At 71.3% G+C, this 24,805-nt stretch carries 25 protein-coding genes and 1 tRNA gene; 8 read left to right on the top strand and 18 right to left on the bottom strand.

Going from position 1 to position 24,805, the window contains the following annotated elements; translation table 11 throughout:
* Position 1 precedes the first annotated feature (1 nt).
* Positions 2–685 carry a ThuA domain-containing protein gene (locus JUB10_RS11960; RefSeq protein WP_207456984.1) on the bottom strand — a complete coding sequence of 228 codons (684 nt, stop codon included), beginning with the start codon at positions 683–685 and terminating at the stop codon, positions 2–4.
* 653 nt (positions 686–1,338) lie between these two features.
* On the opposite strand from JUB10_RS11960, the gene JUB10_RS11955 reads away from it, so the two are divergent.
* Positions 1,339–1,980, top strand: a complete 642-nt coding sequence (locus JUB10_RS11955; RefSeq protein ID WP_207456982.1) for a DUF4396 domain-containing protein — start codon at positions 1,339–1,341, stop codon at positions 1,978–1,980.
* A gap of 19 nt (positions 1,981–1,999) precedes the next feature.
* On the opposite strand, the gene JUB10_RS11950 is transcribed toward JUB10_RS11955, so the two are convergent.
* From JUB10_RS11950 to JUB10_RS11940, 3 genes are read right to left on the bottom strand one after another with little or no spacing between them, the layout of a single operon-like run.
* Entirely contained in the window at positions 2,000–2,443 is a 444-nt protein-coding gene (locus JUB10_RS11950; protein WP_207456980.1) for an NUDIX hydrolase, read from the bottom strand.
* On the bottom strand, positions 2,440–4,425 hold the full coding sequence (locus JUB10_RS11945) for a S9 family peptidase (RefSeq protein WP_207456978.1): 1,986 nt from the start codon (positions 4,423–4,425) through the stop codon (positions 2,440–2,442). The genes JUB10_RS11950 and JUB10_RS11945 overlap by 4 nt, the downstream gene beginning before the upstream one ends.
* Positions 4,426–4,467: 42 nt before the next feature.
* Positions 4,468–5,232, bottom strand: coding sequence for an SDR family oxidoreductase (locus tag JUB10_RS11940; protein ID WP_207456976.1), 765 nt, complete (start codon positions 5,230–5,232; stop codon positions 4,468–4,470).
* A gap of 61 nt (positions 5,233–5,293) precedes the next feature.
* Between JUB10_RS11940 and JUB10_RS11935 the strand changes: the two genes are divergently transcribed.
* The 4 genes from JUB10_RS11935 (at position 5,294) to JUB10_RS11920 (ending at position 8,169) form a co-directional block, all read left to right on the top strand.
* A complete protein-coding gene (locus JUB10_RS11935) occupies positions 5,294–5,767 on the top strand; it encodes an NfeD family protein (protein ID WP_207456974.1) in 474 nt (157 codons plus the stop codon).
* Positions 5,768–5,790: 23 nt separating this feature from the next.
* Positions 5,791–6,873: an SPFH domain-containing protein gene (locus JUB10_RS11930; protein ID WP_207456972.1), complete on the top strand. Its 1,083-nt coding sequence runs from the start codon at positions 5,791–5,793 to the stop codon at positions 6,871–6,873.
* Entirely contained in the window at positions 6,870–7,625 is a 756-nt protein-coding gene (locus JUB10_RS11925; RefSeq protein WP_207456970.1) for a glycerophosphodiester phosphodiesterase family protein, read from the top strand. Before JUB10_RS11930 ends, JUB10_RS11925 begins: the two co-directional genes overlap by 4 nt.
* Before the next feature lie 178 nt (positions 7,626–7,803).
* Complete coding sequence (locus tag JUB10_RS11920) at positions 7,804–8,169, top strand: RNA polymerase-binding protein RbpA (protein WP_207456968.1); 366 nt, start codon at positions 7,804–7,806, stop codon at positions 8,167–8,169.
* A 56-nt stretch (positions 8,170–8,225) separates the two neighbouring features.
* Here JUB10_RS11920 and JUB10_RS11915 read toward each other — a convergent pair whose 3' ends face one another.
* The 11 genes from JUB10_RS11915 to JUB10_RS11865 form a co-directional block, all read right to left on the bottom strand.
* Positions 8,226–8,948, bottom strand: a complete 723-nt coding sequence (locus tag JUB10_RS11915; RefSeq protein WP_207456959.1) for a polyprenol monophosphomannose synthase — start codon at positions 8,946–8,948, stop codon at positions 8,226–8,228.
* Complete coding sequence (lnt, locus tag JUB10_RS11910; protein WP_207457093.1) at positions 8,941–10,518, bottom strand: apolipoprotein N-acyltransferase; 1,578 nt, start codon at positions 10,516–10,518, stop codon at positions 8,941–8,943. The genes JUB10_RS11915 and lnt overlap by 8 nt, the downstream gene beginning before the upstream one ends.
* An 86-nt stretch (positions 10,519–10,604) precedes the next feature.
* Entirely contained in the window at positions 10,605–13,037 is a 2,433-nt protein-coding gene (locus JUB10_RS11905) for a DEAD/DEAH box helicase (RefSeq protein WP_207456957.1), read from the bottom strand.
* Position 13,038: 1 nt separating this feature from the next.
* Positions 13,039–13,791, bottom strand: coding sequence for a twin-arginine translocase subunit TatC (gene tatC / locus JUB10_RS11900; RefSeq protein WP_207456955.1), 753 nt, complete (start codon positions 13,789–13,791; stop codon positions 13,039–13,041).
* 48 nt (positions 13,792–13,839) lie between these two features.
* Entirely contained in the window at positions 13,840–14,118 is a 279-nt protein-coding gene (gene tatA / locus JUB10_RS11895) for a twin-arginine translocase TatA/TatE family subunit (protein WP_207456953.1), read from the bottom strand.
* 3 nt (positions 14,119–14,121) lie between these two features.
* Positions 14,122–14,445 carry a hypothetical protein gene (locus tag JUB10_RS11890; protein ID WP_207456951.1) on the bottom strand — a complete coding sequence of 108 codons (324 nt, stop codon included), beginning with the start codon at positions 14,443–14,445 and terminating at the stop codon, positions 14,122–14,124.
* A complete protein-coding gene (locus JUB10_RS11885) occupies positions 14,445–15,431 on the bottom strand; it encodes a helix-turn-helix transcriptional regulator (protein WP_207456949.1) in 987 nt (328 codons plus the stop codon). The genes JUB10_RS11890 and JUB10_RS11885 overlap by 1 nt, the downstream gene beginning before the upstream one ends.
* On the bottom strand, positions 15,424–16,422 hold the full coding sequence (locus tag JUB10_RS11880) for a helix-turn-helix transcriptional regulator (RefSeq protein ID WP_307859208.1): 999 nt from the start codon (positions 16,420–16,422) through the stop codon (positions 15,424–15,426). Before JUB10_RS11880 ends, JUB10_RS11885 begins: the two co-directional genes overlap by 8 nt.
* Before the next feature lie 28 nt (positions 16,423–16,450).
* Positions 16,451–17,374, bottom strand: a complete 924-nt coding sequence (locus JUB10_RS11875; protein ID WP_207456947.1) for an FKBP-type peptidyl-prolyl cis-trans isomerase — start codon at positions 17,372–17,374, stop codon at positions 16,451–16,453.
* Positions 17,375–17,431: 57 nt separating this feature from the next.
* The gene (locus tag JUB10_RS11870; RefSeq protein WP_207456945.1) at positions 17,432–18,415 is read right to left on the bottom strand and encodes a tRNA (adenine-N1)-methyltransferase; all 984 of its coding nucleotides are present in this window, start codon (positions 18,413–18,415) and stop codon (positions 17,432–17,434) included.
* Positions 18,412–19,089 (bottom strand): HAD family hydrolase, encoded by a 678-nt coding sequence (locus JUB10_RS11865; RefSeq protein WP_207456943.1) that lies wholly within the window; start codon positions 19,087–19,089, stop codon positions 18,412–18,414. Before JUB10_RS11865 ends, JUB10_RS11870 begins: the two co-directional genes overlap by 4 nt.
* A gap of 26 nt (positions 19,090–19,115) precedes the next feature.
* Between JUB10_RS11865 and JUB10_RS11860 the strand changes: the two genes are divergently transcribed.
* The gene (locus JUB10_RS11860) at positions 19,116–20,024 is read left to right on the top strand and encodes a proteasome assembly chaperone family protein (protein WP_207456941.1); all 909 of its coding nucleotides are present in this window, start codon (positions 19,116–19,118) and stop codon (positions 20,022–20,024) included.
* A 128-nt stretch (positions 20,025–20,152) separates the two neighbouring features.
* Here JUB10_RS11860 and mshC read toward each other — a convergent pair whose 3' ends face one another.
* The 3 genes from mshC to JUB10_RS11845 all read right to left on the bottom strand — a co-directional run bounded on the left by mshC (position 20,153) and on the right by JUB10_RS11845 (position 23,602).
* A complete protein-coding gene (gene mshC, locus JUB10_RS11855) occupies positions 20,153–21,376 on the bottom strand; it encodes a cysteine--1-D-myo-inosityl 2-amino-2-deoxy-alpha-D-glucopyranoside ligase (protein WP_207456939.1) in 1,224 nt (407 codons plus the stop codon).
* Positions 21,377–21,399: 23 nt separating this feature from the next.
* Positions 21,400–22,227: an undecaprenyl-diphosphate phosphatase gene (locus JUB10_RS11850; protein ID WP_207456937.1), complete on the bottom strand. Its 828-nt coding sequence runs from the start codon at positions 22,225–22,227 to the stop codon at positions 21,400–21,402.
* Positions 22,228–22,297: 70 nt separating this feature from the next.
* Positions 22,298–23,602, bottom strand: a complete 1,305-nt coding sequence (locus JUB10_RS11845; RefSeq protein WP_207456934.1) for a M20/M25/M40 family metallo-hydrolase — start codon at positions 23,600–23,602, stop codon at positions 22,298–22,300.
* Positions 23,603–23,781: 179 nt separating this feature from the next.
* On the opposite strand from JUB10_RS11845, the gene JUB10_RS11840 reads away from it, so the two are divergent.
* Positions 23,782–23,866, top strand: a tRNA-Leu gene (locus JUB10_RS11840).
* A 254-nt stretch (positions 23,867–24,120) separates the two neighbouring features.
* Positions 24,121–24,774 carry a HEAT repeat domain-containing protein gene (locus tag JUB10_RS11835; RefSeq protein WP_207456932.1) on the top strand — a complete coding sequence of 218 codons (654 nt, stop codon included), beginning with the start codon at positions 24,121–24,123 and terminating at the stop codon, positions 24,772–24,774.
* Positions 24,775–24,805 lie beyond the last annotated feature (31 nt).

Genomic DNA, 24,805 nt, shown 5'->3' with positions numbered 1-24,805 from the left:
GTCAGCGGCGGCGGAGCAGCCACTCCCCGGCCTGCTGCAGCAGGTGGCGGTGGCTCGCCGACAGGTAGCTGCGCGCGTCGTGGCCCAGCGCGTCGACGACGACGCGGGTGCCGTCGTGCTCGGTCGCGAGGATCAGCGGATGACGCGTGCCGTCGAGCTCGTGGGCGAGCAGCACCTCGGCATCCGGGTCGACCACGAGTCCGCTGTAGAGCTCGTCGTCCGCGGCGATGCGCTTCAGGCCGTCGGTGATCGGATGCCCGGGGGAGACCGGAAGGTCGACCTCGCCGAACTCGGGGTGCCACGACTCCGGCGTCCAGCGGGCCGGCATCAGCTCGACGATCTCCGGGTACTCCGGCAGGGAGGACGTGCCGGAGTGCGTGACCAGCAGAGAACCGCCCGCCGACCGGAAGCTCCGCACGGCGGCCGACACCGCGGCGCGCTGCGCGTCGTCGACGCTGCCGGCCGCCTCGCCGTTCTCGGCCGGGTTGCCGGTGTTGACGACGAGAAGATCGACTCCGCTGAGGTTCGTGAGCGCGGCGTCGGCGTCTTCGGAGATCCGAACGTCGGTGTCGGGCAGCTCGCGCAGGATGTCACCGAGCGCTCCGGACGTCTCGACGTACGGGTGCCACGGGTCGGAGTAACGACCGGCGCCGGACAGGATCAGGATGCGAGCGGGAGTGGTCACGGCCTCACGCTAGCCAAGGTGCTTTGGGAGACGCCGCCACGCGGGCAGTCCGCGGGAGCACGCAGGGAGCCGTTGGTCGGACTTGTGCCGGCAGGGCCCGTTCCTGGTGCTGACATAATGTGCATTATCAGCGTGTAGGAACAGGGCCCAAAAGGGGCTCTAGAACGGCACGGATGCTGCGACTGACCCGTCGTCGACGACGCAGGCGTGATGCGTTCGAGTCGCACTGCTCGCGTTCGTGCGAACGCTGGTCGCGCTGATTGCTTCTGGGCGATGAAGCGCATGAATGCGATTTCTTGCTGTGCTGATGTCGAACCGACGATCCGACGGATTGAGCACCTGGCTGAGCTGACGTCGAACTGACGACCGGACGAACCGGTGACCAGGCTGCTCGACGTCTGGTTGGTCGACGCCTGCGGCACCTGCCTCTGGCGGCCGCAACGCTCGAAGGTCGCTGCCCTGCTGTCACTCCCCTCCCCGGCGCGCGCCTTGCTACCGCTGACATAACGTGCGCCGCCAGCAAGCGGGACGTTTCGCCGCGCTCATCCTTGATTGCAACCGGCCACGGAGCTGATCCGCCGCGAGCCTGAAGCAGCCCCTGTCGGGATATACCCCGTGGGGGTATGGTTGCGGACGTCTGAAGGAGGATCGCAATGACAACCCACACCAACTCCCCTGGCGTCTCCTGGCGCTCCGCAGCATCCGCGACCCTGCACTGCCTCACGGGCTGTGCCATCGGCGAGGTGCTCGGCATGGTGATCGGCACGGCGCTCGGGCTGCCGCAGCTGGCCACCGTCGCCCTGGCGGTCGCCCTCGCGTTCGTCTTCGGGTACGCCCTGACGATGCGCGGCGTGCTGCGCGCCGGCCTCGGCTTCCGTCAGGCGCTCAAGGTCGCCCTCGCCGCCGACACCCTGTCGATCACGGTGATGGAGATCATCGACAACGCCGCGATGCTCTCGATCCCGGGAGCGATGCACGCGGGCCTGGCCTCCTGGTACTTCTGGGGCTCGCTGGCCGTCGCGCTCGCGCTGGCCTTCGTCGTGACGACGCCCGTCAACCGCTGGCTGATGTCACGCGGTAAGGGCCACGCGGTCGTGCACGCCTACCACGGGCATGGCGACCACGGCGACCACGGCGAGCACGGCGGCCACGACGATCACGACGGGCACAGCAGCCACGACGGGCAGCCGGAGCAGGCCGAGCACGCAGGGCACGCGAGCCACGACGAGCACACCGCGCCCGAGCACTCGAGCGAGCACGCCGAGCACGCCGAGCACCACGGCACTCACCACTAGCCGCAGCGGGTGTCGGGGCTCAGCGCCCCGGCACCACCTGCGCGAGGATCCCGCGCACGTCCTCCGGGTCGAACTCCTCCGTCGAGGCGGCGAGCTCCTCGGGCGAGAACCAGCGGACGTCGACGATGTCGTCGACCTCGCTCTCGGTCCAGTCGGCGCGGGAGAGCTGGAAGCGCGTGGTGCGCAGCAGGTAGTAGACAGCCTCGCGCCAGTCGTACTCGTGCCCCTCCGGCATCCGGATGCGCGTGCGGGCGACGGGGTCGCCGAGAGCCTCGACGCGCAGCCCGGTCTCCTCGAAGAGCTCGCGGACCGCCGCGTCGTGTTCGCTCTCCCCCGGGTCGATCCCGCCGCCGGGCGTCAGCCAACGTTCGGGCAGCAGGTGCTTGTCCCAGTGAGTTTTGAGCAGCAGCAGGTGGTCCTCCTCGTCGAGCAGGAGGATGCGGGCGGTGCGCCGGACGGTCATCGGCGGGGGTTCCGGTCGGTCGGCAGGTAACGGGAGAACCACTCGAGGATCGCGTCGAAGCGCTGGATGCGGTGCCGCGGCCGCCCGCTGCGCGAGAGCTCGTGGTCCTCGCCGGGGAACACCAGCAGCTCCGCCTCGGCACCGTTGCGCTTGAGGGCGGCGTAGTAGCGCTCGGCCTGCGGCAGCGGGCAGCGCAGGTCGTCGGTCGAGTGCATCACGAGGGTCGGCGTGCGCACCTGGTCGACGACGGCCTGCGGCGACTGCGACCGCACCAGCTCGGGGTCGGTGCCGACGTACTCGTCGCCGAAGAAGGAGCCGATGTCGCTCGTGCCGACGAAGCCGTCGGGGTCGAGGAAGCCGCGCTCGACGATGGCCGCGGCGAAACGGTGATCGTGCGCGATGGTCCACGCGGTGAGGTACCCGCCGTAGGAGCCGCCGAGGATGCCGACGCGGTCCGCGTCGAACGACGGGTTCTGCGCGATCGCGCCGTCGAGGAAGTCGAGCACGTCGTGCAGATCGACGGTGCCCATCCTCTGCCGGATCGTGCGGCCGTGCTCCTCGCCGTACCCGGAGGCACCGCGCGGGTTGCAGGCGACGACCGCGTAGCCGGCGTCGGCGTACACCTGGAACTCGTCGAACAGCGTCACCGTGTACTGGGCGTAGGGCCCGCCGTGGATGCTGAGCAGCACGGGGTGCGGCCCCTCCCCCTCCGGCGTGAACACCCAGCCGTGCACGGGATAGCCGTCGCGCCCCTCGATCGTGGTCTCGACGCCGGGCAGGATGCCGCGCTCGGCGAGCCCGGAGCCGAAGTCGGTGATCCGCGAGGCCGTGTCGCCCGTGACGCGATAGAGCTCGCTGAAGCGGTCGGCGGTGCCGGCGACGGCGACGACCGACGTGCCGAGCACCTCGACGGCCGTGACCTCCGCGTCGGCCGGCGGCAGGGTCTCGGATGACCCGTCGCGCGAGACCACGCGCAGTTCGACGCGGCCGCGGTTCTCGGCGAGCACGACGAAGCCCTCGCCGAGCGACGGGATGCCCTCGGTCGGCACGAGCCCGGTGGTGATCGGGTCGGTGAGCGTGACGGGCGCCGCTCCGTCGGCCGGGTGCAGCACGAGGGCGGAGTTGTGCGCCACGAAGTCCCGGCCCTCGCCGATCCGTGACGCGAGGGTGACGAGGTCGCCCGCCGGGGTGAAGTCGGCCGCGTTCACGGCGGCGCCCTCGCCCGGCGTCAGCAGCTGGGGCTTTCCCCCGTCGACCGGCACCGCCCACACATCGGAGCGCAGGTCGTGGTCGCGGGTCTCGTGCCGAGCGGCGACGACGGCGATCCGCGTCCCGTCGGGTGAGAAGACCGGGGCACGGTGCTCGTACGGGCCGTCGGTCAGCTGCCGCGGCGCGGGCACCGCGCCGGGCTGCTCGGCGGGCTCGGTCGAGGGGTAGAGCGGATAGAGCGGCTCGGCGGAGACATCCGGAACGTCGACGACGAACAGCTGGCTGCGGCGGTCGGTGGTGATGCCGACGCCGTTCGCCGAGTACTTGAGCGTCGTGAAGCGACGCGGCGGCTCGGCGTTCGCGGCGAGCCCCTCCACGCTGCCGTAGCGGCCGTGCTCCGGCACCCGCGCGACGAACGCCAGGCGGGCGCCGTCGGGCGACCAGGCGAACGCCGAGACGCCGAGCTTTTGCTCGGTCACGGCGACGGGCTCGCCACCTCTGGCGTCGACGACGTGCAGCTGCGGCGGGCGCCCGGCCTCGGCGCGGAGGAACGCGAGGAGGCTCCCGTCCGGCGAGAACCGCGGCGACGTGTCGCGGAACCCGCGGGTGAGCCGCCGGGCGGGGCCGCCGTCGAGCGGCACCGACCAGAGCTGTCCGACGTTGGCGTCGGCACCGGCATCCGGACGGGTGACGGCGACGACCGCACGCGGGGTGACGGGGTCGAGCGCGGGACTGCCGAGGGAGGTGAGCAGGGCGATGTCGTTCGGCTTCATCACCCTCAGCCTAGGCACCCGCGATGGGGCGCCCGCTCCGGGTCAGCCGGCCTGGAAGCCGGAGACGTCGCCGACGTAGCGCGTGTTGTCCGCGGGCACCGGCTCGACCGCCGCGAGGGCGACCTCGGCGGCGAACTCGCCGACGTTGTAGAGCTTGCCCGCCTGCTCGCGCCGCGCCTCGATCGCGCCGGGGTTCGCCCGGTCGAGCAGCGTCGCCGTGACGGTGCCTTCGATCATGTCGCCGGAGACGACGGTGAAGCCGATGGCGCGCTCGGCGAGCTCGGGGATGCGCTCGCGCAGCGCGTCCTCGCCGGCGCGCTTCGACAGCGCGACGGGGACGTACTCCGGCATCGTCGGGGTGGTGCGGATGAAGTGGGCCTGGTGGCTCGTCACGAACACGATGCGCGCGCCCTCGCCGAGGTGCGGCGCGACCTGCTCGAGGACGTTGATCTGAGCGTCGCGGTTGAGCGTCATGGCGTAGTCCTCGCCCATGCCGGTCTCCATGCCGCCGGAGGCGTTGAGCACGAGGATGTCGACCCCGCCGAAGGTGTCGACGGTCTGCTGCACGAGCGCCTGCACCGACTCCGCGTCGGTGAGGTCGGCGCCGACGGCGATCGCCGAGTGTCCCGCCGCGGTCAGCTTCTCGACGAGCTGCTCGGCGCGCCGGGCCTTGTTGCGGTAGTTGATGACCACGTTCGCGCCGGCCTCGGCGAAGTAGGTCGCGGTGTCGGCTCCGATGCCGCGCGAGGATCCGGTGACGATGGCGGTCTTGCCGGCGAGGCTGCCGGGCTCGAGGGGGTTCTCCACGGGGAAGGAGACTACCGGCCATCCGGCTGCTAGTTTCGTTGCTGACCGGAGGGAGGCGACGATGCTCGACCTTCGAGACGTGATCTGGATCGTGTGGATCGCCGCCGTTCTGATCTTCGTGATCATCGAGATCCTCACCCTCGAGTTCACGTTCCTCATGCTCGCCGCCGGCAGCCTCGGCGGCCTCGCGACCTACCTGCTCGGCGGCCCGTGGTGGCTGCAGATCGGCGTGGCCGCGGTGCTCTCGGTGCTCCTGTTGCTGACGATCCGGCCGCTGCTGCTGCGCACGCTGCGCCGCGGCGAGGACCCGACGCCGTCGAACATCGACGCCCTGCTTGGCCTCCAGGGCCGCGCCCTCGGCGACTTCGTCGACGGCAGCGGCCTCGTCAAGCTCTCCAACGGCGACACCTGGACCGCCCGCCTCTCCCCCGACGCCATCGGAGCCCAGGTGCCCCAGGGCGCCTACGTGACGGTCGCCGCGATCGCGGGCTCGGTCGCGGTCGTGCGGCCCGCCGCTCCGGCATCCACCCCCTGATCCTCCTTACGGAAGGCACCCTCATGACGTCCCTCACCGACCTGATCGGGCAGTTCTTCGTCGTGGGGCTGCTCGTCGTCCTGCTCGTCTTCGTGGTCGTCGTGCTGATCCGGTCGATCCGGATCATCCCGCAGGCCAGGGCGGGCGTCGTCGAGCGCCTCGGCCGCTACCACAAGACGCTCATGCCGGGCCTCAACATCCTGGTCCCGTTCATCGACCGGGTGCGGCCGCTCATCGACCTCCGAGAGCAGGTCGTCAGCTTCCCGCCGCAGCCCGTCATCACCTCGGACAACCTCGTCGTCTCGATCGACACCGTCGTCTACTTCCAGGTGACGGATGCCAGGGCCGCGACCTACGAGATCGCTGACTACCTCAGCGCGGTAGAGCAGCTCACCGTCACGACGCTCCGAAACGTCGTCGGCGGGCTCAACCTCGAGGAGGCGCTCACGAGCCGCGACAACATCAACGGGCAGTTGCGCGTCGTGCTCGACGAGGCGACGGGCAAGTGGGGCATCCGCGTCGGCCGCGTCGAGCTCAAGGCGATCGACCCGCCCGCCTCGATCCAGGACTCGATGGAGAAGCAGATGCGGGCCGAGCGCGACCGGCGCGCCCTCATCCTCACCGCCGAGGGCACCAAGCAGTCCGCGATCCTCACCGCCGAGGGTGCCCGGCAGGCGGCGATCCTCGAGGCCGAGGGCGACGCCCAGTCGCGGGTGCTTCGGGCTCAGGGCGAGGCGGAGGCGATCACGACGGTGTTCCGCGCGATCCACGAGGGCAACCCCGACCCGCGGCTGCTCGCCTACGAGTACCTGCAGACGCTGCCCAAGCTCGCCGACGGCCAGGCGTCCAAGCTGTGGATCGTGCCGAGCCAGCTGACCGAGGCGTTGCAGGGCCTCGGCAACGCCTTCGGGAACGTCGCCTCCGGGCCCGACCGCCCCCGGTCGGCGACGCCGTTCACGCCGTTCTCCGACGGGGCCGAGGAGCGCGAGCGCAGCCGGCCGGCCGAGGCCGAGGTCACGAACATGGTGCCCGACGAGGTCGACGTCGCGAGCGTCGACCGCGTGCTGAGCGAGGAGGGGCGTCCCGCCTCTGACGAGCCGCGGTGACGCGGCATCCGTTCCTCTCGGGTCCGCTCCCCCGGGTGCTCGCTCACCGCGGACTCGCGACGAGCGCGCCGGAGAACACTCTCGCCGCGTTCCAGGCGGCCGTCGACGCCGGAGTCACGATCGTCGAGACCGACGTGCACGCGACGAAGGACGGAGTGGTCGTCGTTGCGCACGACCCCGACCTGCAGCGGGTCGCGGGGCGCGCGCTGACGATCGAGGACCTCACCCTCGTCGAACTGCAGGCGGTCGACCTCGGGCAGGGGCAGACCTTCCCCACGCTCGCCGAGGTGCTCGCCGCCTTTCCCGGCATCCGTTTCAACATCGACGTGAAGTCCGCCGCGGCGGCCCGGCTCGTCGGCGACGTCGTCCACCGGGCGGATGCCGCCGAGCGCGTGCTCCTCACCTCGTTCTCCGAGCGACGGCGCCGGCGCGCACTCCGCGATGCGCCGGGCGTCGCGACGAGCGCCTCCGCCCCGCTGTTCGCCGTCGCCCTGTTCGCGGTCGTGCTCGGGCTGACCCCGCTCGCGCGGCTCGCGCTCCGCCGCGTCCAGGCCGTGCAGATCCCGCCGCGCGCGGCGGGGATCGACACCGCCGCGCCGCGCGTGCTGCGGGGTCTGCACCGTGCGGGCGTCGAGGTGCACATCTGGACGGTGAACGACCCCCGCGACATGCGCCGGCTGCTCGACGCCGGCGTCGACGGGCTCGTGACCGACCGCGCGGACCTCGCGCTCGAGGTCGTCCGAACGGGCTGAGCATTTCTCGGGATGCGCACCGAGCGGCCGCTCCGAGCGCTCCGAATCAGCAGTGCGACCTTCGTGGGAATGCTCTGGGAAACGGTCTGCCCGGGCAGGTTTTCCGAGGTTGCGACGTTAGACATCGAGGAACGCAGGAGATCAGGACCACATTCCTGACGATGAGGAGGAGGCCACTATGGCGGACCGTAGTCTGCGCGGCATGCGACTGGGCTCCCAGAGTCTGCAGAGCGAGGAGGGCGTCGAGTTCTCCCCCCGGAAGAAGGTCACCTACCGCACCGCGGAGGGCACGACCTTCGAGGTGACGTTCGCCGCCGAGGCGGACGTGCCCGAGACGTGGGAGTCGCCCAAGACGGGCCAGGAGGGCCGACTGGTCGACGAGGCGGGTGAGCTCGTGCAGAGCGAGACCGCCGAGGCGAAGGCCCCCCGCACCCACTGGGACATGCTGCTCGAGCGCCGCACGCGCGCCGAGCTCGAGGAACTGCTCCAGGAGCGCCTGGAGTACCTCCGCGCACGCAAGGGACAGCACAAGATCGGCGCCTAGCCGACGTCCACCGATCGACGCCCGCACGCTCGCCAGAGCGCTGCGGGCGTCGCTCGTTAACGGCGCCTGCGGAGCCTCGCCCGGAGACCCCAGACCGTGACGCGCACGAGCGCCTCGAGCACGATGCCGGGGCCCATCTTGGATGCGCCCGCCCGTCGCTCGACGAAGGTGATCGGATGCTCGAGCACGCGGCATCCGGCCCGCTCGAGCCGCCACGCGGTCTCGACCTGAAAGCCGTAGCCGTGCGAGGCCACCTCGTGCCGCAGCAGGAGCCGCAGCGCCGACGCATCGAAGACGCGGAAGCCGCTCGTGAGGTCGTGCACCCGCGAGCGCAGGAGCAGACGCGCGTAGACGTTGCCGCCTCGAGAGATCGCCCGGCGGAGCCACGGCCAGTCGACGACGCGGCCGCCCGGGATCCAACGCGAGCCGATCACGAGGTGCGCTCCCCCGCGGGCGAGCGCCAGCATCGCCGGCAGCTCGGCGGGGTCGTGCGAGCCGTCGGCGTCGAGTTCGACCACGTGCGCGTAGCCGCGCTCGAGCGCCAGCGCGAAGCCGGCGAGGTAGGCGCGTCCGAGCCCGTCCTTGCCGGGACGGTGCAGCACGGAGACGGCCGGATCGTCGGCGGCGAGCTCGTCCGCGAGCTCGCCCGTGCCGTCGGGGCTCGCGTCGTCGACGACGAGCACGTCGGCATCCGGCACCGCCGAGCGCACGCGCGCGAGGATGCCGGACAGGGACTCGCGCTCGTCGTACGTGGGCACGACGACGAGGACGTCAGCCACGTCGCGCCGCGGGCAGCGTGTGCTCGAAGACCGGCTCGCCGCCCTCACGACGGAAGCGCAGGCCGGCGAGGAGCAGCCCCACGAGGCCGAACGCCCCGGCCGCGAGCTCCGGCAGCCGGCCGAGGGCCGTTGCGGGGGTCACCGTGTCGCTCAGGGGTACGTCCTCGACCATCTGCCCGGGCTCGAACGTCGGCAGCTGCCGGATCGTGGTGCCGTCCGGGGCGATGATCGCGCTCGTGCCGACGGTCGAGATGTTGACGACGCTCCGGCCGGTCTCGATCGCGCGCAGCCGGGCGATCGCGAGCTGCTGGATGCTCTCGTCGGTGCGGCCGAAGTCGGCGTTGTTGGTCGGGGCGAGGATGACGTCGGCGCCGTCGGCCACCATCTGCCGGATCAGCTCGTCGTCGACGATGTCGAAGCAGATCGCGACCCCGGCGGTGACGCCGTCGACGTCGACGACGTTGTCGCGGGTGCCGAACGTGTAGTCGCGGGGCACGAGGTCGAAGAGCTCCGGCGCCAGCGGGTAGAACAGGTCCCGGTTGGGCAGGTACTCGGCGAACGGCACGGGGTGGATCTTGTCGTACTGGTCGAGCACCTCCCCGTCCTGCCACAGCAGCATGCTGTTGAAGATCTCGTCGTCGGGGTTCACGGTGATCGTGCCGGCGAGCAGGGGCACGCCGAAGCGCTCGGTGACGTCGTCGAGCAGCCGCGCGGCATCCGGGTTGCGGAGCGGATCGAGGTCGGAGGCGTTCTCGGGCCAGACGACGAGGTCCACGTCCTCGGCGTCCTCGACGGCCCGCGAGCCCTCCCAGTGGTCGAGCAGGATCTCCCCGGGTGTGTACTCCGCGAAGAGCCCCGCGTCGCTGTCGCCCTGCACCGCGACGACGCGCATCGTGCCGGTCTGCGTGACCGACCAGGCGGGCACCGCGAACAGGGCCGCGGCCGCCCCGACCGCGACGGCCGCGCGGAGCGGGGCGCCGAGGTCGCGTCGCACGAGGAACTGCACGATCGCGGCGCAGACGAACACGAGCAGGAAGCTCAGTCCCGAGGTGCCGACGTAGGCGGCGAGGTCGCGCAGCGGACTCTCGGACTGCGACTGCGCCATGCGCGCCCACGCGAAACCGCCGTAGGGGAACGTGCTCGAGACGGCCTCGCGGGTGGTCCAGATGCCGGCGACCAGCGCGGGTACGAGCCCCAGCTGCACCCACGCCCCGCGGCGGTGTCGGGTGTAGCGGTAGACGAGGGCGATGAGGCCGCCGCCGAGCCCGTAGAACAGGCTCTCGACGCCGTTCAGGCCGATCCAGGGCAGCGGGCCGAGATAGACGGTGATCCACTCGATGTGGATGCCGAGGAAGCTGAAGCCGCCGAGCAGGCCGACGAGGAAACCCTGGCGGAAGGTGCGTCCGACGAGCGCGAGCAGCATGGCGGGGAGGCCGACGAACAGCATCGGCCACCAGCCGCGGTCGGGGAACGCCGCGTCGAGCACGGGGCCGGCCGAGATCGCGAGCACGATCGCACCCCACAGCGGGAGTCCCGACTGCGGCTCGCGTGCGCTGTCGGGCCCCTTCATCAAGCTAGGAGCATAGGCGAGGCGCCCTCGGCGGGTTCCCGCCTCCGGCGTCAGGGGTGGCGCTGTCGTCTTACGTCACCGCCCTGCTATGCGACGGAGCTGTATTCGACGATGCCGCGCCGCACGGCGTCGAGCGCCTTGCGGGCGGTGCGGCCCACCTCGTCCTCGGCGACGATCGAGAGCTGGTCGAGCAGGTCGATCGTCTGCTTGGCCCAGCGCACGAAGTCGCCCGCGGCGAGGTCCGCGTCGCGCAGCACCGAGTCGAGGTTCGCGCCGTTGGCCCAGCGGAACATCGCGATGGCGAGTCCGGCCGCGAGCGGCTCGGACCCGGGCAGTTTGTGCGATCGCTCGAGGTCGTCGAGCTGCGCCCAGAGGTCGGTCGTCTGATCCCATGCGTCGCGGAACGCACCGCGAGGCAACTGCTGCTCCCCCGGTGCGCCCTCGTCGCGGCGCGGCTCGTAGACGAGGCAGGTGGCCATGGCGGCGAGCCCTGCGGCATCCAGTTGCTTCCAGAGCCCGAGCCGGAGCGACTCGGCGGCCAGGAGGTCGCGCTCGCCGTAGATGCGGCGGAGCAGACGCCCCTCGGGCGCGACGACGACCTCGCCGGTGTCGGACCGCTGCAGGTAGCCGAGCTCGAGCAGCACCTCGGCCACGCGGTCGAAGCGCTTCGCGACCGCCCCGGTGCGTCCGTTGATCTGCGAGCGGAGCCGGTCGTTGTCGCGCTTGAGGCGCCACCAGCGCTCGGCCCAGCGCGCGTGCTGCTCGCGGTCGCTGCAGCCGTGGCAGGGGTGCTGCTTCATCCGCTGGCGCAGCTGCTGCATGCGGCGCTGACGGCGGTCGCGCTCCGCGCGGCCCTGTGCCTGGGCGCGCTGGGCGTTCTCCTTCTCGAGGTCGCTGAGCTCGCGGCGCAGCTCGGAGTACTCGCGGAAGTCGCCGAGGTGGCACTGCATGGCCTTCTCGTAGCCCGCGAGCGACTCCTCCTGGCCGCGCACCTTGCGCGCGAGGTCGACGACGGCGCGGTCGGCCTGGAACTGCGCGAACGAAGTCTCGAGGATCTCGCGGGTGCGCTCGCGCCCGAACTGCTCGATAAGGTTGACCGCCATGTTGTAGGTCGGCCGGAAGCTCGAGTTGAGCGGATAGCTGCGCCTCGACGCGAGCGACGCGACCGCCTGCGGATCGAGCCCGTCCTGCCACTGGATGACCGAGTGGCCCTCGACGTCGATGCCGCGGCGTCCGGCACGACCCGTGAGTTGGGTGTACTCCCCCGGCGTGATCGGCACGCGGGCCTCGCCGTTGAACTTCTCGAGCTTCTCCAGCACGACCGTGCGGGCCGGCATGTTGATGCCGAGCGCGAGCGTCTCGGTCGCGAAGACCACCTTCACGAGCTTGCGCTGGAACAGCTCCTCGACGACCTCCTTGAAAGCGGGAAGCATGCCGGCATGGTGCGCCGCGACGCCCCGCTCGAGGCCCTCGAGCCACTCGAAGTACCCGAGCACGGCGAGGTCCTCGTCGCGCAGCGTGCGGCAGCGGTACTCCACGATCTCGCGGATCTCACGACGCTCCCCCGAGTTGGTGAGCTTGACGCCCGCGTGCAGCACCTGCTTGACGGCCGCGTCGCAGCCCGCGCGGGAGAAGACGAAGAAGATGGCGGGCAGCAGGTTCTTGCTCTGCAGCTCGGCGACGACCTCGGGCCGGTCGAGCCGCCCGGACTGCCAGCCCACCTGCTGCCGGTAGCGCCCGGTGTGGTAGCCCCGCGACTTCGAGGCCGGCCGCCCACCGGCGGCGGCGAGGCGGACGAGCTCGGGGTTCACCCGGTTGGCGCCCGCGAGCCCCGACGAGTCGAAGAGGTCGAGCATCTTCGAGCGCACGAGCACGTGCTGCTGCAGCGGCACGGGCCGGTCCTCGGACACGACGACGTCGGTGTCGCCGCGCACGGCCTGGAGCCAGTCGCCGAACTCCTCCGCGTTCGACACCGTCGCGCTGAGGGAGACGAGTCGCACCGACTCGGGGAGGTGGATGATGACCTCCTCCCACACGGCCCCGCGGAACCGGTCGGCGAGGTAGTGCACCTCGTCCATAACGACGTAGGAGAGGTCGCGCAGCAGCGGCGAGTCCGCGTAGAGCATGTTCCGCAGCACCTCGGTCGTCATGACGACGATGCGCGCGGTCGAGTTGATGTTCGAGTCGCCGGTGAGCAGGCCGACCTCGTCGGGCCCGTACTCGGCGACGAACTCCTGGAACTTCTGGTTGCTCAGCGCCTTCATCGGCGCGGTGTAGAAGACCTTGTCGCGGGTCGAACCCATGGCGAGGAAGACCGCGAACTCCGCGACGATCGTCTTGCCCGCGCCGGTCGGGGCCGCGACGAGCACGCTGCGCCCCTCCTCGAGCGCGGCGCAGGCCGTGCGCTGGAACGGGTCGAGGTCGAAGCCGAGACCCTCCCGGAACGACTCGAGCCTGGGCAGGCTGCGGCGGGAGCGGGCGGCAGCGAAACGCTCCGCCGGGCTCAGTTGATCGGTCATGTCACCCCGCGAGTTCGGCGTCCAGTGCCTGCGACTTCTTCTCGACTCTACGGTCATGCAGGTAGGCGACGCCGTACGCGGCGAAGTAGAGCATCACCATGGGGATCGCGAGGAGGAACATCGAGACGATGTCGGCCGCGGGAGTCGCGGTCGCCGTGAACAGCGTGATCACGAGGATCGCGATGCGCCAGCCCTTGATGATCGATTGTGCGGAGAGTACGCCCGCGAAGTTCAGCAGCACGAGGAAGACCGGCAGCACGAAGGCGACGCCGACGGCGAGCATGAGCTTGAGGACGAAGTCGTAGTACTCCTTCGCCGTGAGCAGGATGTTGTCCTCGAGGCCGACGAAGCCGAGCATGAGCTCGACGATGTGCGGGAAGACGATCCAGCCCGCGTAGCAGCCGGCGAGGAACAGCGGGATCGCGGCGGCGAGGAAGCCGAACGCGTAGAGCTTCTCCTTGCGCACGAGCCCGGGCACGACGAACGCCCAGATCTGGTAGAGCCAGACGGGGCTCGCGACGACGATGCCGATCGTGACGGCGATCTGCATCTTGAGGTCGAAGCCGGTCGTGACGCCGCCGAAGGTGATGCCGGCGTTGCGTCCGGATGTCTCGGCGACATCGGTCAGGGGGCCGCGAAGGGCGTCGATGACGATGTCGGCGAAGATGAAGCCGGCGACGAGACCGGCGATGATCGCGAGGGCGCTGATCAGGAGTCGGCGGCGCAACTCCACGAGGTGTTGGCCGAGGGACATGCGCCCCTCCGGATTGGCGCCCCGCCAGCTGCGGGCAGGCATGAGCGCCTAGGAGGTGGGCGTCGAGCCGCTGCCCGACGTGCGGGGCGACTGCCCGTCGGTGCTTCCGTCGGCGGAGGTCGTCGAGCGGTCGGTCGACAAGTCGGTGCCGCCGGTCGTCGGCTTCTTGTCGTCGCTACGGAGATCCTTGACCTCGTTGCGGAAGATCTTCATCGACTGACCGAGGCTCTTCGCAAGCCCCGGAAGCTTCGGCGCACCGAAGATCAGGATGATGACGAGCAGGATGATCAGGAGGTGCCAGCCTTGGAAGGCATTCGCGAATGGCATCGGTTACATCCTTCGGGTCGAGCCGTGACGTAGCAGCAGTCTACCCCGGGCCAATCTCCGGCGCTTCCGCAGTTTCCGCCGGTCGGCGACGGCCTTCCGGCGCCCGATCAGCTCGGCGAACGGGGTGGAGATCGCCGGTGCGGGACGCTCCACCGAGGCCCAGGGATCCACGGCGTCGAGCTTCGCGGTGACGAGCACGAGGTCGCCGAGCGCGCGGAGCAGACGGATGCCGGCGCGCAGCACCCGCCACGTGCAGAGCGCGAGCACCACGACGAGCGCGACGGACAGGCCGATCCAGACGACGGGCCACACCCCGTCGGGCAGCACTACTCCCCCGCCTCGCGGTAGCGGTCGAGCCCGGCGCGGGCCCACTCGGCGACGGCGTCGCGAGCCTCCGCAGGCGACACGACGGTGGCGAGACCCGGCATCGAGGCGATGAGCCGCTTGAGCCCCGCGTGGTGGGAGACGCGCACCGTCGCGCGGCGCCGTCCGTTCTCGCCCTCCGTCGTCGTGCCCTCCGGCAGGTAGTCGGCGAGCAGCGGCAGCGCGGACGGGTCGACGTCGATCGTGACGAAGAGGTCGTCGTCGGTCGCCGTGAAGAGCGTCTCGGGCAGGGCGACCTCCGCCGCCCGGTGCGTGCTCGCCTCCTCGCTCAGGCGCGCCTCGCCGATCCGGTCGAGGCGGAAGGTGCGCACGGCCTCCCGCGAGTGGTCCCAGCCGCGCAGGTACCAGGTCGCGTCCGCGGATTCGACGCGGAGCGGGTCGACGGAGCGGTGCTCGAGCTGGCCGCGGCCGCCGACGTAGTCGAACTCGACGCGGCGTCCCTCGGCGGCGGCCCGGCGGAGCAGGGCGAGCGTGGCATCCGGGTCCTGCGACTGCACGGCGACGGGGCTCGGCTGCGCGGAGGAGCCGCGCTGCAGCTTCGCGAGCAGCGACCCGACGGCCGCCCGGTCGGCGATCTCGGGCAGCGACGAGAGGTACTGGAGGCCCGCGATGAGCGCAGCGGCCTCCTTGCCGGAGAACCTCGGCGCCTCGTCGATCGCGACGCGGTTGGTCACGGCGATCTCGTCGTGCTCCTCGAACGCGTCCCAGTCGATGTCGAACAGGTCCTCGTGCTGGTAGAAGCTCGTCTCCCCGGGCACGCCGGAGACGGCGATGAGCCGCACCGCCTCGCGCACCTGCGATTCGGGCACGCCGAAGTGCCGCGCGGTCTCGCGCACGGTGACGTGCTCGTGGTCGAGCAGGTACGGGGTGAGGGCGAGCAGGAACGCGAGCTTGTCGCGGGCTCCGGGCTGCGGGGTCTTCTCAGGCATCCGCACCCCCGTGGTCGGCGACGATCCGCTCGAGCCGCTGCTGCACGGCCGACACGAGCTCCGGCGGCGAGACGACCCGCACCTCCGGCCCGTAGCCGGTCAGTTCGTCGGCGAGGATCGCGAGGTCGGCGTAGTGCACCGTGAGCCGGCCGTCGTCGCGCACGGTGCCGCGGCGGTTGGCGAGACGCATCGCGGCATCCGTGCCCGGATCCGCGTCGACGACCGCGACCCGGCTGCGCCAGATCTCCTCGAGCTCGTCGAGCCCTCGCTGACTCTGGTCGCCGGGCGGCGGCACGAACGTCTTGCCGGTCGCCTTGATCGGGCCGACGATGCGGCGCAGCAGGAAGGTGCGGGTCTCGCCGCCCTCGACCTGCTCCGCGAAGAGGTGCCAGCGCCCCTCGTGCGCGATGAGCGCGAGGGGCTTCACGAGCCGCAGCTGCGCCTGCCGCTCCCCCGGCTTGAGGTACGGGAAGCTGATGATCTGGCGGCGTTCGATCGCGGTCGCGGCGGGCTCGAAGGCCGCGTCGCGCACCCGGACCCGGGGCGCGTAGCCGAGCAGCGGCTCGTCGGGGTCGACGCCGAGGGAGCGCAGCTTGAGCAGCGCGCGCCGGGACTCGGTCGAGAGCGACCCTTCGCGCCAGACGCGACCGGCCAGGTTGAGGAGCGTCGTCTCCTCGGGGGTGAAGCGCACGTCGAGCGGCAGCTCGTATGAGCCGCGCGGGATGCGGTAGCGCAGCTGCTGGTTGTTGCCGGCCTGCCCCGGGCTGTCGAGCGTCTCGATCGGCACGCCGAGCTCGCGCAGGTCGTCCTTGTCGCGCTCGAACTGGCGCTCGAGGTTCGCGTTGTCGCCCTCGGCGACGTACCGCTGCCGGTACCCCTGCACCGTCGAGAGGATCTCGCTCTTGGTCAGCCCGATCTCGGTCGCGAGCAGCGCGAGCACGAGGCTGAACAGGCGCTCCTCGACGGGCACCCTCTGCTGCGCAACCGCCACGAGTCGAATCCTACGGGCCGCGTGCGGCCTACTCGCCGGAGGACTGGATGCCGAGGATGTCGACGACGATGATCAGCGTGTCCTCCGTCTGCTCGCTCGGCACGACGACGAGCACCTGCGAGCCGACCGGCTGGCCGACGAGCGCGTCGACGACGGGGGTGGGCAGCGCCTGCGGCTGCGCGAGCGACTCGAGGGCGGCCTGGCCCTGGTTCCAGGTCGAGGCGAGGGTCTCCTCGTCGTCCCAGCTGATCGCCGAGTAGTGCAGCACCGCGACGTCGTTCTCGGCGAGCGTCTCGCCGCTGCCGCGCTTCAGCACGGCGGTGCGTGCCTCCGTCGGCTTCTCGACGCCGCTCGGGATCGTCACGCCCGGGGTGCCGTCGACACCGAGGACGACGGAGGGCATGTCCGACTGCGGCAGCTGATCCGTGCCGTCGGCGCGGCCGAGGTAGCTCTTCAGCACGTCGACGACGAACACGACCGAGGCATCCGGGTCGAAGCCGACCTGCGGGTTCTCCTCGAGGATCTGCGCCCCGGAGGTCGTGATCGCGACGCGCGAGCCCGTGCGGACGCACTCGAGGCTCTCGGTCAGGGTGGGGATTGCGGACTCGCCGACGGTCACGAGGGCGCCGCCGCTGTAGGCGGTCTGCTCGTAGATCTCGCCGGTCTCGCCGTTGAGAATCGTGTACTCCAGCTCCACCGGCTGGCCCGCGCGCACGACGTCGCCGTCGCCCGCGGTGAGCACCGAGAGCTGCGTCTCGTCGGTCTCGATCGGGGTCGGGAAGTCGACGCGGGGTTCGCTGCCGACCTCACCGGATGCCTCGACGAGCGTCGACGCGGGACCGGCGACGGCGCTCGGCTGGCACTCGGCGGCACCGGGCTGAACGGTCGTGGAGCACGCCGTGAGCGAGGCCACGAGGCCACCCGTGATGAGAAGCGCGGTGGGAATGCGCACGGATCCTCTTTCTCCCGTCGGCGGAGCGAACGGCGACAAGCTTAGTGGTGGGCTGGATCAGTCCTCGTCGACCCGCGCGCGCTCGGCGGCGGCGGAGGCGGCGCGGGCGGTCTTGCGCAGCTTCTTGTCGTTGGCGACGCGCTCACCGAGGGCCGACGGGGTCCACGCCTCGACGTCCTCCTCGCTGAACTCCGTCTTCGACGGGCGGCGCTTGAGCTGCGGCAGCACCGTGTCGGGGGCGAGGCGGCGTGCGGTGATGAGGAAGCCGGTGTGCCCGATCATCCGGTGGTCGGGGCGCACGGCGAGACCCTCGACGTGCCAGCCGCGCACCATCGTCTCGAAGGGCTCGGGGTCGGTGAACCCTCCGTGGGCGCGCAGCGCCTCGGCGACGCGGCTCAGCTGCGTGACGGTCGCGACGTAGCAGACGACGAGCCCGCCGGGCGCGAGGGCGTCGGCGACGACGTCGACGCACTCCCAGGGCGCGAGCATGTCGAGCACGACGCGGTCGACGCTCGCGGGCTCGACGGCGGCGGGCAGTTCCTCGACGAGATCGCCGACGGTGACGGTCCAGTTGGCGGGGTGCTCGCCGTGGAACGAGTCGACGTTGCCCGTCGCGATGTCCGCGAACTCCTGCCGGCGCTCGAAGCTGAGGAGGGTGCCCTCGGGTCCGATCGCGCGCAGCAGCCAGAGCGAGAGGGCGCCGGAGCCGACGCCCGCCTCCACGACGCGGGCGCCCGGGAAGATGTCCGCGAACGCGACGATCTGCGCGGCGTCCTTCGGGTAGACGATCGCGGCGCCGCGCGGCATCGACATGACGAAGTCGTTGAGCAGCGGGCGCAGCGCCAGGTACTCCACCCCGTTCGACGCGGCAACGACGCTGCCGTCGGGGAGTCCGATGATCCTGTCGTGCTCGAGACCGCCGCGGTGGGTGTGGAACACCTCGCCCGGCGTCAGGGTGATCGTGTGCAGACGGGCCTTCGGCCCGGTGAGCTGCACGCGGTCGCCGGCGCGAAACTCGCCTCTCTGGCGGCGTTCGGTCATCGCAGGGCTCCCGTCGTGCGTGCCGAGATCAGCTCGGCGAGGTCGTCGATCGTGCGGCCGGCGAGCCCGTTCCACCGCACGTGGCCGGCGTCCTCGTCGAGCGTCGAGTGCAGCGGCACGCCGATGGTGAGGGCGCCGGATGCCACGGCCGAGGTGACTCCCGGCACGGAGTCCTCGATCGCGATGCAGCGCTCGATGTCGACGCCGAGGCGCTCGGCCGCGGTCAGGTAGGGCGCCGGGTGGGGCTTCGGCTGAGGCACGTCGTCGCCGGTGACGAGCGTGTCGAAGGCGGGGAACGGGATGGCATCCGCCACGACCTCGGCGAGGTCGCGGGTCGACATCGTCACGAGGGCGGTCGGCACGCCCGCGTCGCGCACGCTGCGCAGCAGCTCCTGCGCGCCGGGCAACCACGGCACCTCGTCGCGGATGCGGCCGAGCACGCCGTTCACGAGCCGCTCGACGATCTCGTCGGCGGTGAGGTCGACGCCGCGCGACTGCAGCACCGCGGCGGAGTCCCAGAGGCCGTTGCCGACGAGGCTGAGGGCGTCCTCGTGGGACCAGGTGCCGCCGAAGGCGTGGACGAGGGCGGTCTCCTCCTCGATCCAGTACGGCTCCGAATCGATGAGGGTGCCGTCCATGTCGAAGAGCACGGCGGCGGGAGTCGGAGCGTTCACGACCAGCAAGTCTATTGTTGAGACGGATGGACGAAGAGGCGAGGTACCCCGTGCCCGAGAAGCGGTTCGCGGACGGACGGCTGCTCGTCGTCGCGTTCGAAGGCTGGAACGACGCAGGCGAGGCCGCGTCGAACGCCGTGCGGGCGCTCAAGGACCACCTCGACGTGTACCCCGTGGCGGAGGTCGACCCCGAGGACTACTTCGACTTCCAGTTCAGCCGCCCCGTCACGACGACGGATGACGAGGGGCGCCGCATCCTGATCTGGCCCGGCGTCACGCTGTACGGCCCCACCGCCCCGAACTCCGGCGACGACTCCCGCTTCCACCTGCTGCTCGGCACCGAGCCCTCGCGCAGCTGGCGCGCGTTCAGCGCCGAGATCCTCGGCCACGTGCGCGAGCTCGACATCACGGGCATCGTCTTCCTCGGCTCGATGCTCGCCGACGTGCCGCACACGCGGCCGATCTCGGTGTTCGCCTCGAGCGACGACGACGCGGTGCGCGAGGAGCTCGGTCTCGAGCGGAGCCTGTACGAGGGACCGGTCGGCATCCTGAGCGCCCTCTCCGTCGCGGCGCAGGAGGCGGGCATCCAGACGATGTCGATCTGGGCGTCGGTGCCGCACTACGTGCACAACGCGCCCTCCCCCAAGGCGACGCTCGCGCTGCTCGACAAGCTCGAGGACATGCTCGGCATCGACGTGCCGCGCGCTCAGCTCGCCGAGGAGGCGAGCGCGTGGGAGGCCGGTGTGGACCAGCTCGCCGGCGAGGACGAGGAGATGGCCGCCTACATCGAGCAGCTCGAGCAGGCGCGCGACACGGTCGACGCGCCCGAGGCGAGCGGCGAGGCGATCGCGCAGGAGTTCGAGCGCTACCTCCGCCGTCAGGACCGACGCAACGGCCGCGGCGGCGACGAGCCCTGGCGCGGCCCGCGCGACTAGCCTCCCGGGCACTCCCGCGGCCGAGTGGTTGACCACCCGGCGCTCGAGTAGCCGCGGAGCGGCGTATTGCGACCGACGCGTCAGGTCTTGGTGCCCGTCGCTACTCGACCGCCGAGTGGGGCTGCGCTCTACGCCAGGTCGATCCCGAGCAGCGCGTCGATCGCGGCGAGGTCCGTCGCGGTCGGCGGCTGCCCCGAGTCCACCCGCGCGTCGACCGCGGCCACGGCGGCGGGCGTGTCGAGGTCCGCCGCGAGGGCGGCGCGCAGCTCGTCCACGAGCGCGCTGCCCGGGTCACCCGTCCCCCGTCCGGCCCAGGCCGACCAGCGCTCGACACGGGCGAGCGCCCGCTCGAGGTCGGCGTCGGTGTACTCCCAGTCCTCGCGGTAGTGGTGCGCGAGGAGCGCGAGCCGGATGCCGCGCGGGTCGACGCCCTGCCCTCGGAGCTTCGACACGAACACGAGGTTGCCGAGCGACTTCGACATCTTCTCGCCGCGGTAGCCGACCATGCCGGCGTGCGCGTAGAGCGACGCGAGGCTCGTGCCCTCGAGCGCGGCGGTGTGGCCGGCGCTCAGCTCGTGGTGAGGGAAGACGAGGTCGTTGCCGCCGCCCTTGACGGTGATCGGCAGCCGGAGCGTGGACGCCGCGATGACGCTGCACTCGATGTGCCAGCCGGGGCGGCCGGGGCCGACGGGGCCGTCCCAGGAGGGCTCGCCGTCGCGGTGGGCACGCCAGAGCAGCGGGTCGACGCCGTCGCGCTTGCCGGGGCGGTCGGGGTCTCCCCCGCGCTCGGCCGACAGCGCGAGCATCTCGTCGTGCCCGAGACCCGACACGTCGCCGAGACTCCAGGTGCCGTTGCTCGCGGCCTTCACGTCGAAGTAGACGTCGTCCTCGACGCGGTATCCCGTGCCGTCCTCGACGAGGCGGGCGACGGCCGAGGCGACGTCGCCCACGACGTCCGTCACGGCGACGAAGTCGGTCGGCGGCACGATGCGGAGGGCGGCCATGTCCTCGCGGAACAGCTCGGTCTGCTCAGCGGCGAGCTCGCGCCAGTCGACGCCCGTCGCGGCGGCGCGCTCGAGCAGCGGGTCGTCGACGTCGGTCGTGTTCTGCGTGTACCGCACCGCGAGGCCCGCGTCGAGCCACAGCCGGTGCAGGGTGTCGAACGCGAGGTACGTGTTCGCGTGGCCGAGGTGGGTCGCGTCGTACGGGGTGATGCCGCAGACGTAGAGGGTCGCGGTGTCACCGGCGGGCGCCGCATCGCGGAGCGCGCCGCTCGCGGTGTCGTGCAGCCGCGGCATCCGCTTCTCGCCGACGGCGACCGGGGGGACGGACGGTCGGGGCCAGGAACGCACCAGGAGAGCCTAGTCCGCGCCCGCTACAGGGGCTGGAGCACGCCCGCGCCGAGCAGCACGAGCAGCGCCCCGCCGAGCACGAGCCGGTAGATCACGAACGGCAGGAAGCTGCGCTTCGAGATGTAGTTCATGAGGAACGCGATCACGGCGAGGCCGACGCCGAAGGCGACGACCGTCGCGACGAGCGTCTCGAGCGGGCCGTAGACGCTCGGCTCGCCGATGCCCTGCACGAGCTCGTAGAGGCCGCTGCCGAACACGGCGGGGATGGCGAGGAGGAACGCGTAGCGCGCGGCCGCGGGCCGCGTGTAGCCCAGCGCGAGACCCATCGTGGTGGTCGCGCCGCTGCGCGAGACGCCCGGGATGAGCGCGAGCATCTGCGCGAGCCCGTAGTACAGGCCGTGCGGATAGGTGAGGTCCTTCAGCTCGCGGGTGCGGCGACCGAAGAGGTCGGCGAGCCCGAGCAGGATGCCGAAGACGATCAGCACGATCGCTACGAGCCACAGGGAGCGGAAGACGCTGCGGATGTACTCCTGCGCGAGGTATCCGGCGACGACGATCGGCACCGAGCCGATGATGATGAGCCAGCCCATCCGCACGTCGGGGTCGTTCTTCGGCACGCGGCCGCCGAGGGCCGCCACCCACTTCACGATGATGCGCTTGATGTCGCCCCAGAAGTAGATGAGCACCGCGAGCTCGGTGCCGAGCTGCGTGATGGCGGTGAAGGTCGCGCCCGGGTCCGTCGCGCTCGGCAGGAACTCGCCGACGATGCGCAGGTGCGCGCTCGAGGAGATGGGGAGGAACTCGGTCAGTCCCTGGACGAGACCGAGGATGATCGCCTCGACGAAGCTCACGTGACTCCTTGAAGGGGGAAGAGGGCAGGCGGATGCCGCGGTCGGCGGCGCCGCCGGGAAGAAGCTGGACTCAGTACTCGAGCAGCAGGTCGGTGAGCACCTTACGGCCGAACACGAGCGAATCGAGCGGTACACGCTCGTCGACGCCGTGGAACATCGCCGGGAAGTCGAGGTCGTCGCCGAGCTTGAGCGGTGCGAAGCCGTATCCGGTGATGCCGAGCTGTGCGAGCGACTTGTTGTCGGTGCCGCCCGAGAGCAGGTACGGCAGCACCGGCGCGCCGGGGTCGTGCCGGTTGAGCAGCGAGACCATGTGGTCGACGAGCACGCCGTCGAACGGGTTCTCGAGCCCGATGTCGCGGTGCACGATCTGCACCTCGATCTCCGGGCCGACGAGCTCCTTCACTCGGGCGAGCACCTGGTCCTCCTCGCCCGGCAGCGTGCGGATGTCGACGAGGGCCTCGGCCCGGTCGGGGATCACGTTGTGCTTGTACCCCGCCTTGAGCAGAGTGGGGTTCGTCGTGGTGCGCAGCGTGGCCTGGATGAAGCCGGCCGCGGTGCCGGAGGCGAGCACGATCTCGTCGGGGGCGACCTGCTGCGGGTCGAGCCCCGTCAGCCGGCCGAGCTCCTGCAGCAGTTCCGTCGTCGTGTCGGTGAGGCGGATCGGCCAGTCCTCGCGCCCGATCGCGGCGACCGCCTCGGCGAGCTTCGTCACGGCGTTGTTGCGGATGAGGCGGCTGCCGTGGGCGGCGACGCCGGTCGCGACGAGGCGGATCCAGACGAGGGACTTCTCCCCCGTCTGCAGCAGGTAGGAGCGCGTGCCGCCGACGGTGATCGAGTAGCCGCCGACCTCGCTGATCGCCTCCGTCGCGCCCTCGAAGAGCTCGGGGTGCTGCTTGACGAGCCAGCCGGCGCCGTAGATGCCGCCGGCCTCCTCGTCGGCGAAGAAGCCGAGCACGATGTCGCGCTCCGGCTGCTTGCCGGCTCGGAGGATGTCGCCGACCGAGGCGAGCATCATCGCGTCCATGTTCTTCATGTCGACCGCGCCGCGGCCCCAGAGCATGCCGTCCTTGATGACGCCGCCGAACGGGTCGACACTCCAGTTCGCGGGATCGGCGGGCACGACGTCGGTGTGGCCGTGCACCACGAGCGCGGGCTTGTCGCGGTTGGCGCCTTCGATGCGGGCGACGACGCTGACGCGCCCCGGGTCGGACTCGAACAACTGCGGCTCGAGCCCCAGCTGCGAGAGGTGGGCCTCCACGTACTCCGCGGCGTCAGCCTCGCCGTTCGAGCGGCCCTCGCCGTAGTTCGTCGTGTCGAACCGGATGAGGTCGCGGGCGATGCGGGCGGTTTCGTCGAGGTCCAGCTCGTCGGTCATGGCTTCCACGGTAGTCGGCGCCGACGACGCCCGGATCCCACTCGCGAGCGACTTCGGATGCCCGGACGACGCGCGCCGCCGGAGGTGCGCGAGCACCCTCTCAGGACGTGCTAATGTCTTACCTCGGCCCCGGCGAACGGGGTTATTCCACCGGAGATCCTCTGGGTCTCGGGTCACCTGTCCGGGTGGCGGAAATGGCAGACGCGCTAGCTTGAGGTGCTAGTGCCCGTATAGGGCGTGGGGGTTCAAGTCCCCCCTCGGACACACTGTGTTGAGACAGTGCGAAAGGCCCCGCGAAAGCGGGGCCTTTCTTCTTTGAGGGCGCTGTGGCCCCGCGAAAGCGGGGCCTTTCTTCTTTGAGAGCGCTGTGGCCCCGCGGAAGCGGGGCCTTTCTTCTTTTTGGGCGCTGTGTTCTCGTGGGCTTCCTACCGCCGCCTCATCGCCGCGTGAGGTCGTCATCTTCTGGCGCTCGACCAGGTCACGGTGTCACCCTCGTTGCCTGCGGCAGGAGGTATCCCATGACGGCATCGTTCGACCCGCGCACGTGGCTCGCGCTCGAGCATCCCGACTCGTCCGTGCGGCTGCGGGCCGCCCTCGCGCTCGGGACCCGGGCCGACGACTCGTTCGCCGACACTCTCATCGAGCGTTCCGGCGTCGAGCCGGACTTCTTCGTGCGCGACATGCTCACGTGGGCGCTGACCCGCCTGCCGGCCACGGCGACCGTGCCGCGGCTGATCGCGCGCCTGGCATCCGACGTGCCGCAGGTGCAGAGCCAGGCGCTGCACACCCTGTCGAAGATCGGTGACCCCGCCGCCTGGCACGCGATCACGCCGGAGCTGCTGACCTCGCCTCACGACGAGGTCGCGCGTACCGCATGGCGGGCCGGCGTCGTGCTGGCGCCGGAGGCGGAGCGCGGACGGCTCGCCGAGATCCTCGCGACCCAGCTCGCCCGCGGCGATCATCGCCTGCAGCTCAGCCTGAGCCGGGCACTCCTCGCCCTCGGCGACGCCGCCACGCCCGTGCTCGAACGCGCGAAGAGGGACCGCGCCGAGGGGGTGCGCCGGCACGCCCTGCTGACCGAGCGGCTGATGATCGACCCCGAGGCCGGGTTCGAGCCCGACGTGAAGGACGTCGCGCGACTCATGGCGCTGGGAGACGGCGGCGACGACTAGCGCGAGCCGCGTGGCGCGTCATCTTCTGAGT

The organism is Desertivibrio insolitus (assembly GCF_017355965.1).
Classification (GTDB): domain Bacteria; phylum Actinomycetota; class Actinomycetes; order Actinomycetales; family Microbacteriaceae; genus JAFIQW01.
This window is presented reverse-complemented; position numbering and strand designations above follow the sequence as displayed.

Excerpts from the sequence above, each read along its gene's own strand:
- JUB10_RS11955 (WP_207456982.1), top strand. The coding sequence starts at position 1,339 with ATGACAACCCACACCAACTCCCCTGGCGTCTCCTGGCGCTCCGCAGCA.
- JUB10_RS11950 (WP_207456980.1), bottom strand. The coding sequence starts at position 2,443 with ATGACCGTCCGGCGCACCGCCCGCATCCTCCTGCTCGACGAGGAGGAC.
- JUB10_RS11945 (WP_207456978.1), bottom strand. The coding sequence starts at position 4,425 with ATGAAGCCGAACGACATCGCCCTGCTCACCTCCCTCGGCAGTCCCGCG.
- JUB10_RS11935 (WP_207456974.1), top strand. The coding sequence starts at position 5,294 with ATGCTCGACCTTCGAGACGTGATCTGGATCGTGTGGATCGCCGCCGTT.
- JUB10_RS11930 (WP_207456972.1), top strand. The coding sequence starts at position 5,791 with ATGACGTCCCTCACCGACCTGATCGGGCAGTTCTTCGTCGTGGGGCTG.
- JUB10_RS11920 (WP_207456968.1), top strand. The coding sequence starts at position 7,804 with ATGGCGGACCGTAGTCTGCGCGGCATGCGACTGGGCTCCCAGAGTCTG.
- lnt (WP_207457093.1), bottom strand. The coding sequence starts at position 10,518 with ATGAAGGGGCCCGACAGCGCACGCGAGCCGCAGTCGGGACTCCCGCTG.
- JUB10_RS11905 (WP_207456957.1), bottom strand. The coding sequence starts at position 13,037 with ATGACCGATCAACTGAGCCCGGCGGAGCGTTTCGCTGCCGCCCGCTCC.
- tatC (WP_207456955.1), bottom strand. The coding sequence starts at position 13,791 with ATGTCCCTCGGCCAACACCTCGTGGAGTTGCGCCGCCGACTCCTGATC.
- tatA (WP_207456953.1), bottom strand. The coding sequence starts at position 14,118 with ATGCCATTCGCGAATGCCTTCCAAGGCTGGCACCTCCTGATCATCCTG.
- JUB10_RS11885 (WP_207456949.1), bottom strand. The coding sequence starts at position 15,431 with ATGCCTGAGAAGACCCCGCAGCCCGGAGCCCGCGACAAGCTCGCGTTC.
- JUB10_RS11870 (WP_207456945.1), bottom strand. The coding sequence starts at position 18,415 with ATGACCGAACGCCGCCAGAGAGGCGAGTTTCGCGCCGGCGACCGCGTG.
- JUB10_RS11860 (WP_207456941.1), top strand. The coding sequence starts at position 19,116 with ATGGACGAAGAGGCGAGGTACCCCGTGCCCGAGAAGCGGTTCGCGGAC.
- JUB10_RS11845 (WP_207456934.1), bottom strand. The coding sequence starts at position 23,602 with ATGACCGACGAGCTGGACCTCGACGAAACCGCCCGCATCGCCCGCGAC.
- JUB10_RS11835 (WP_207456932.1), top strand. The coding sequence starts at position 24,121 with ATGACGGCATCGTTCGACCCGCGCACGTGGCTCGCGCTCGAGCATCCC.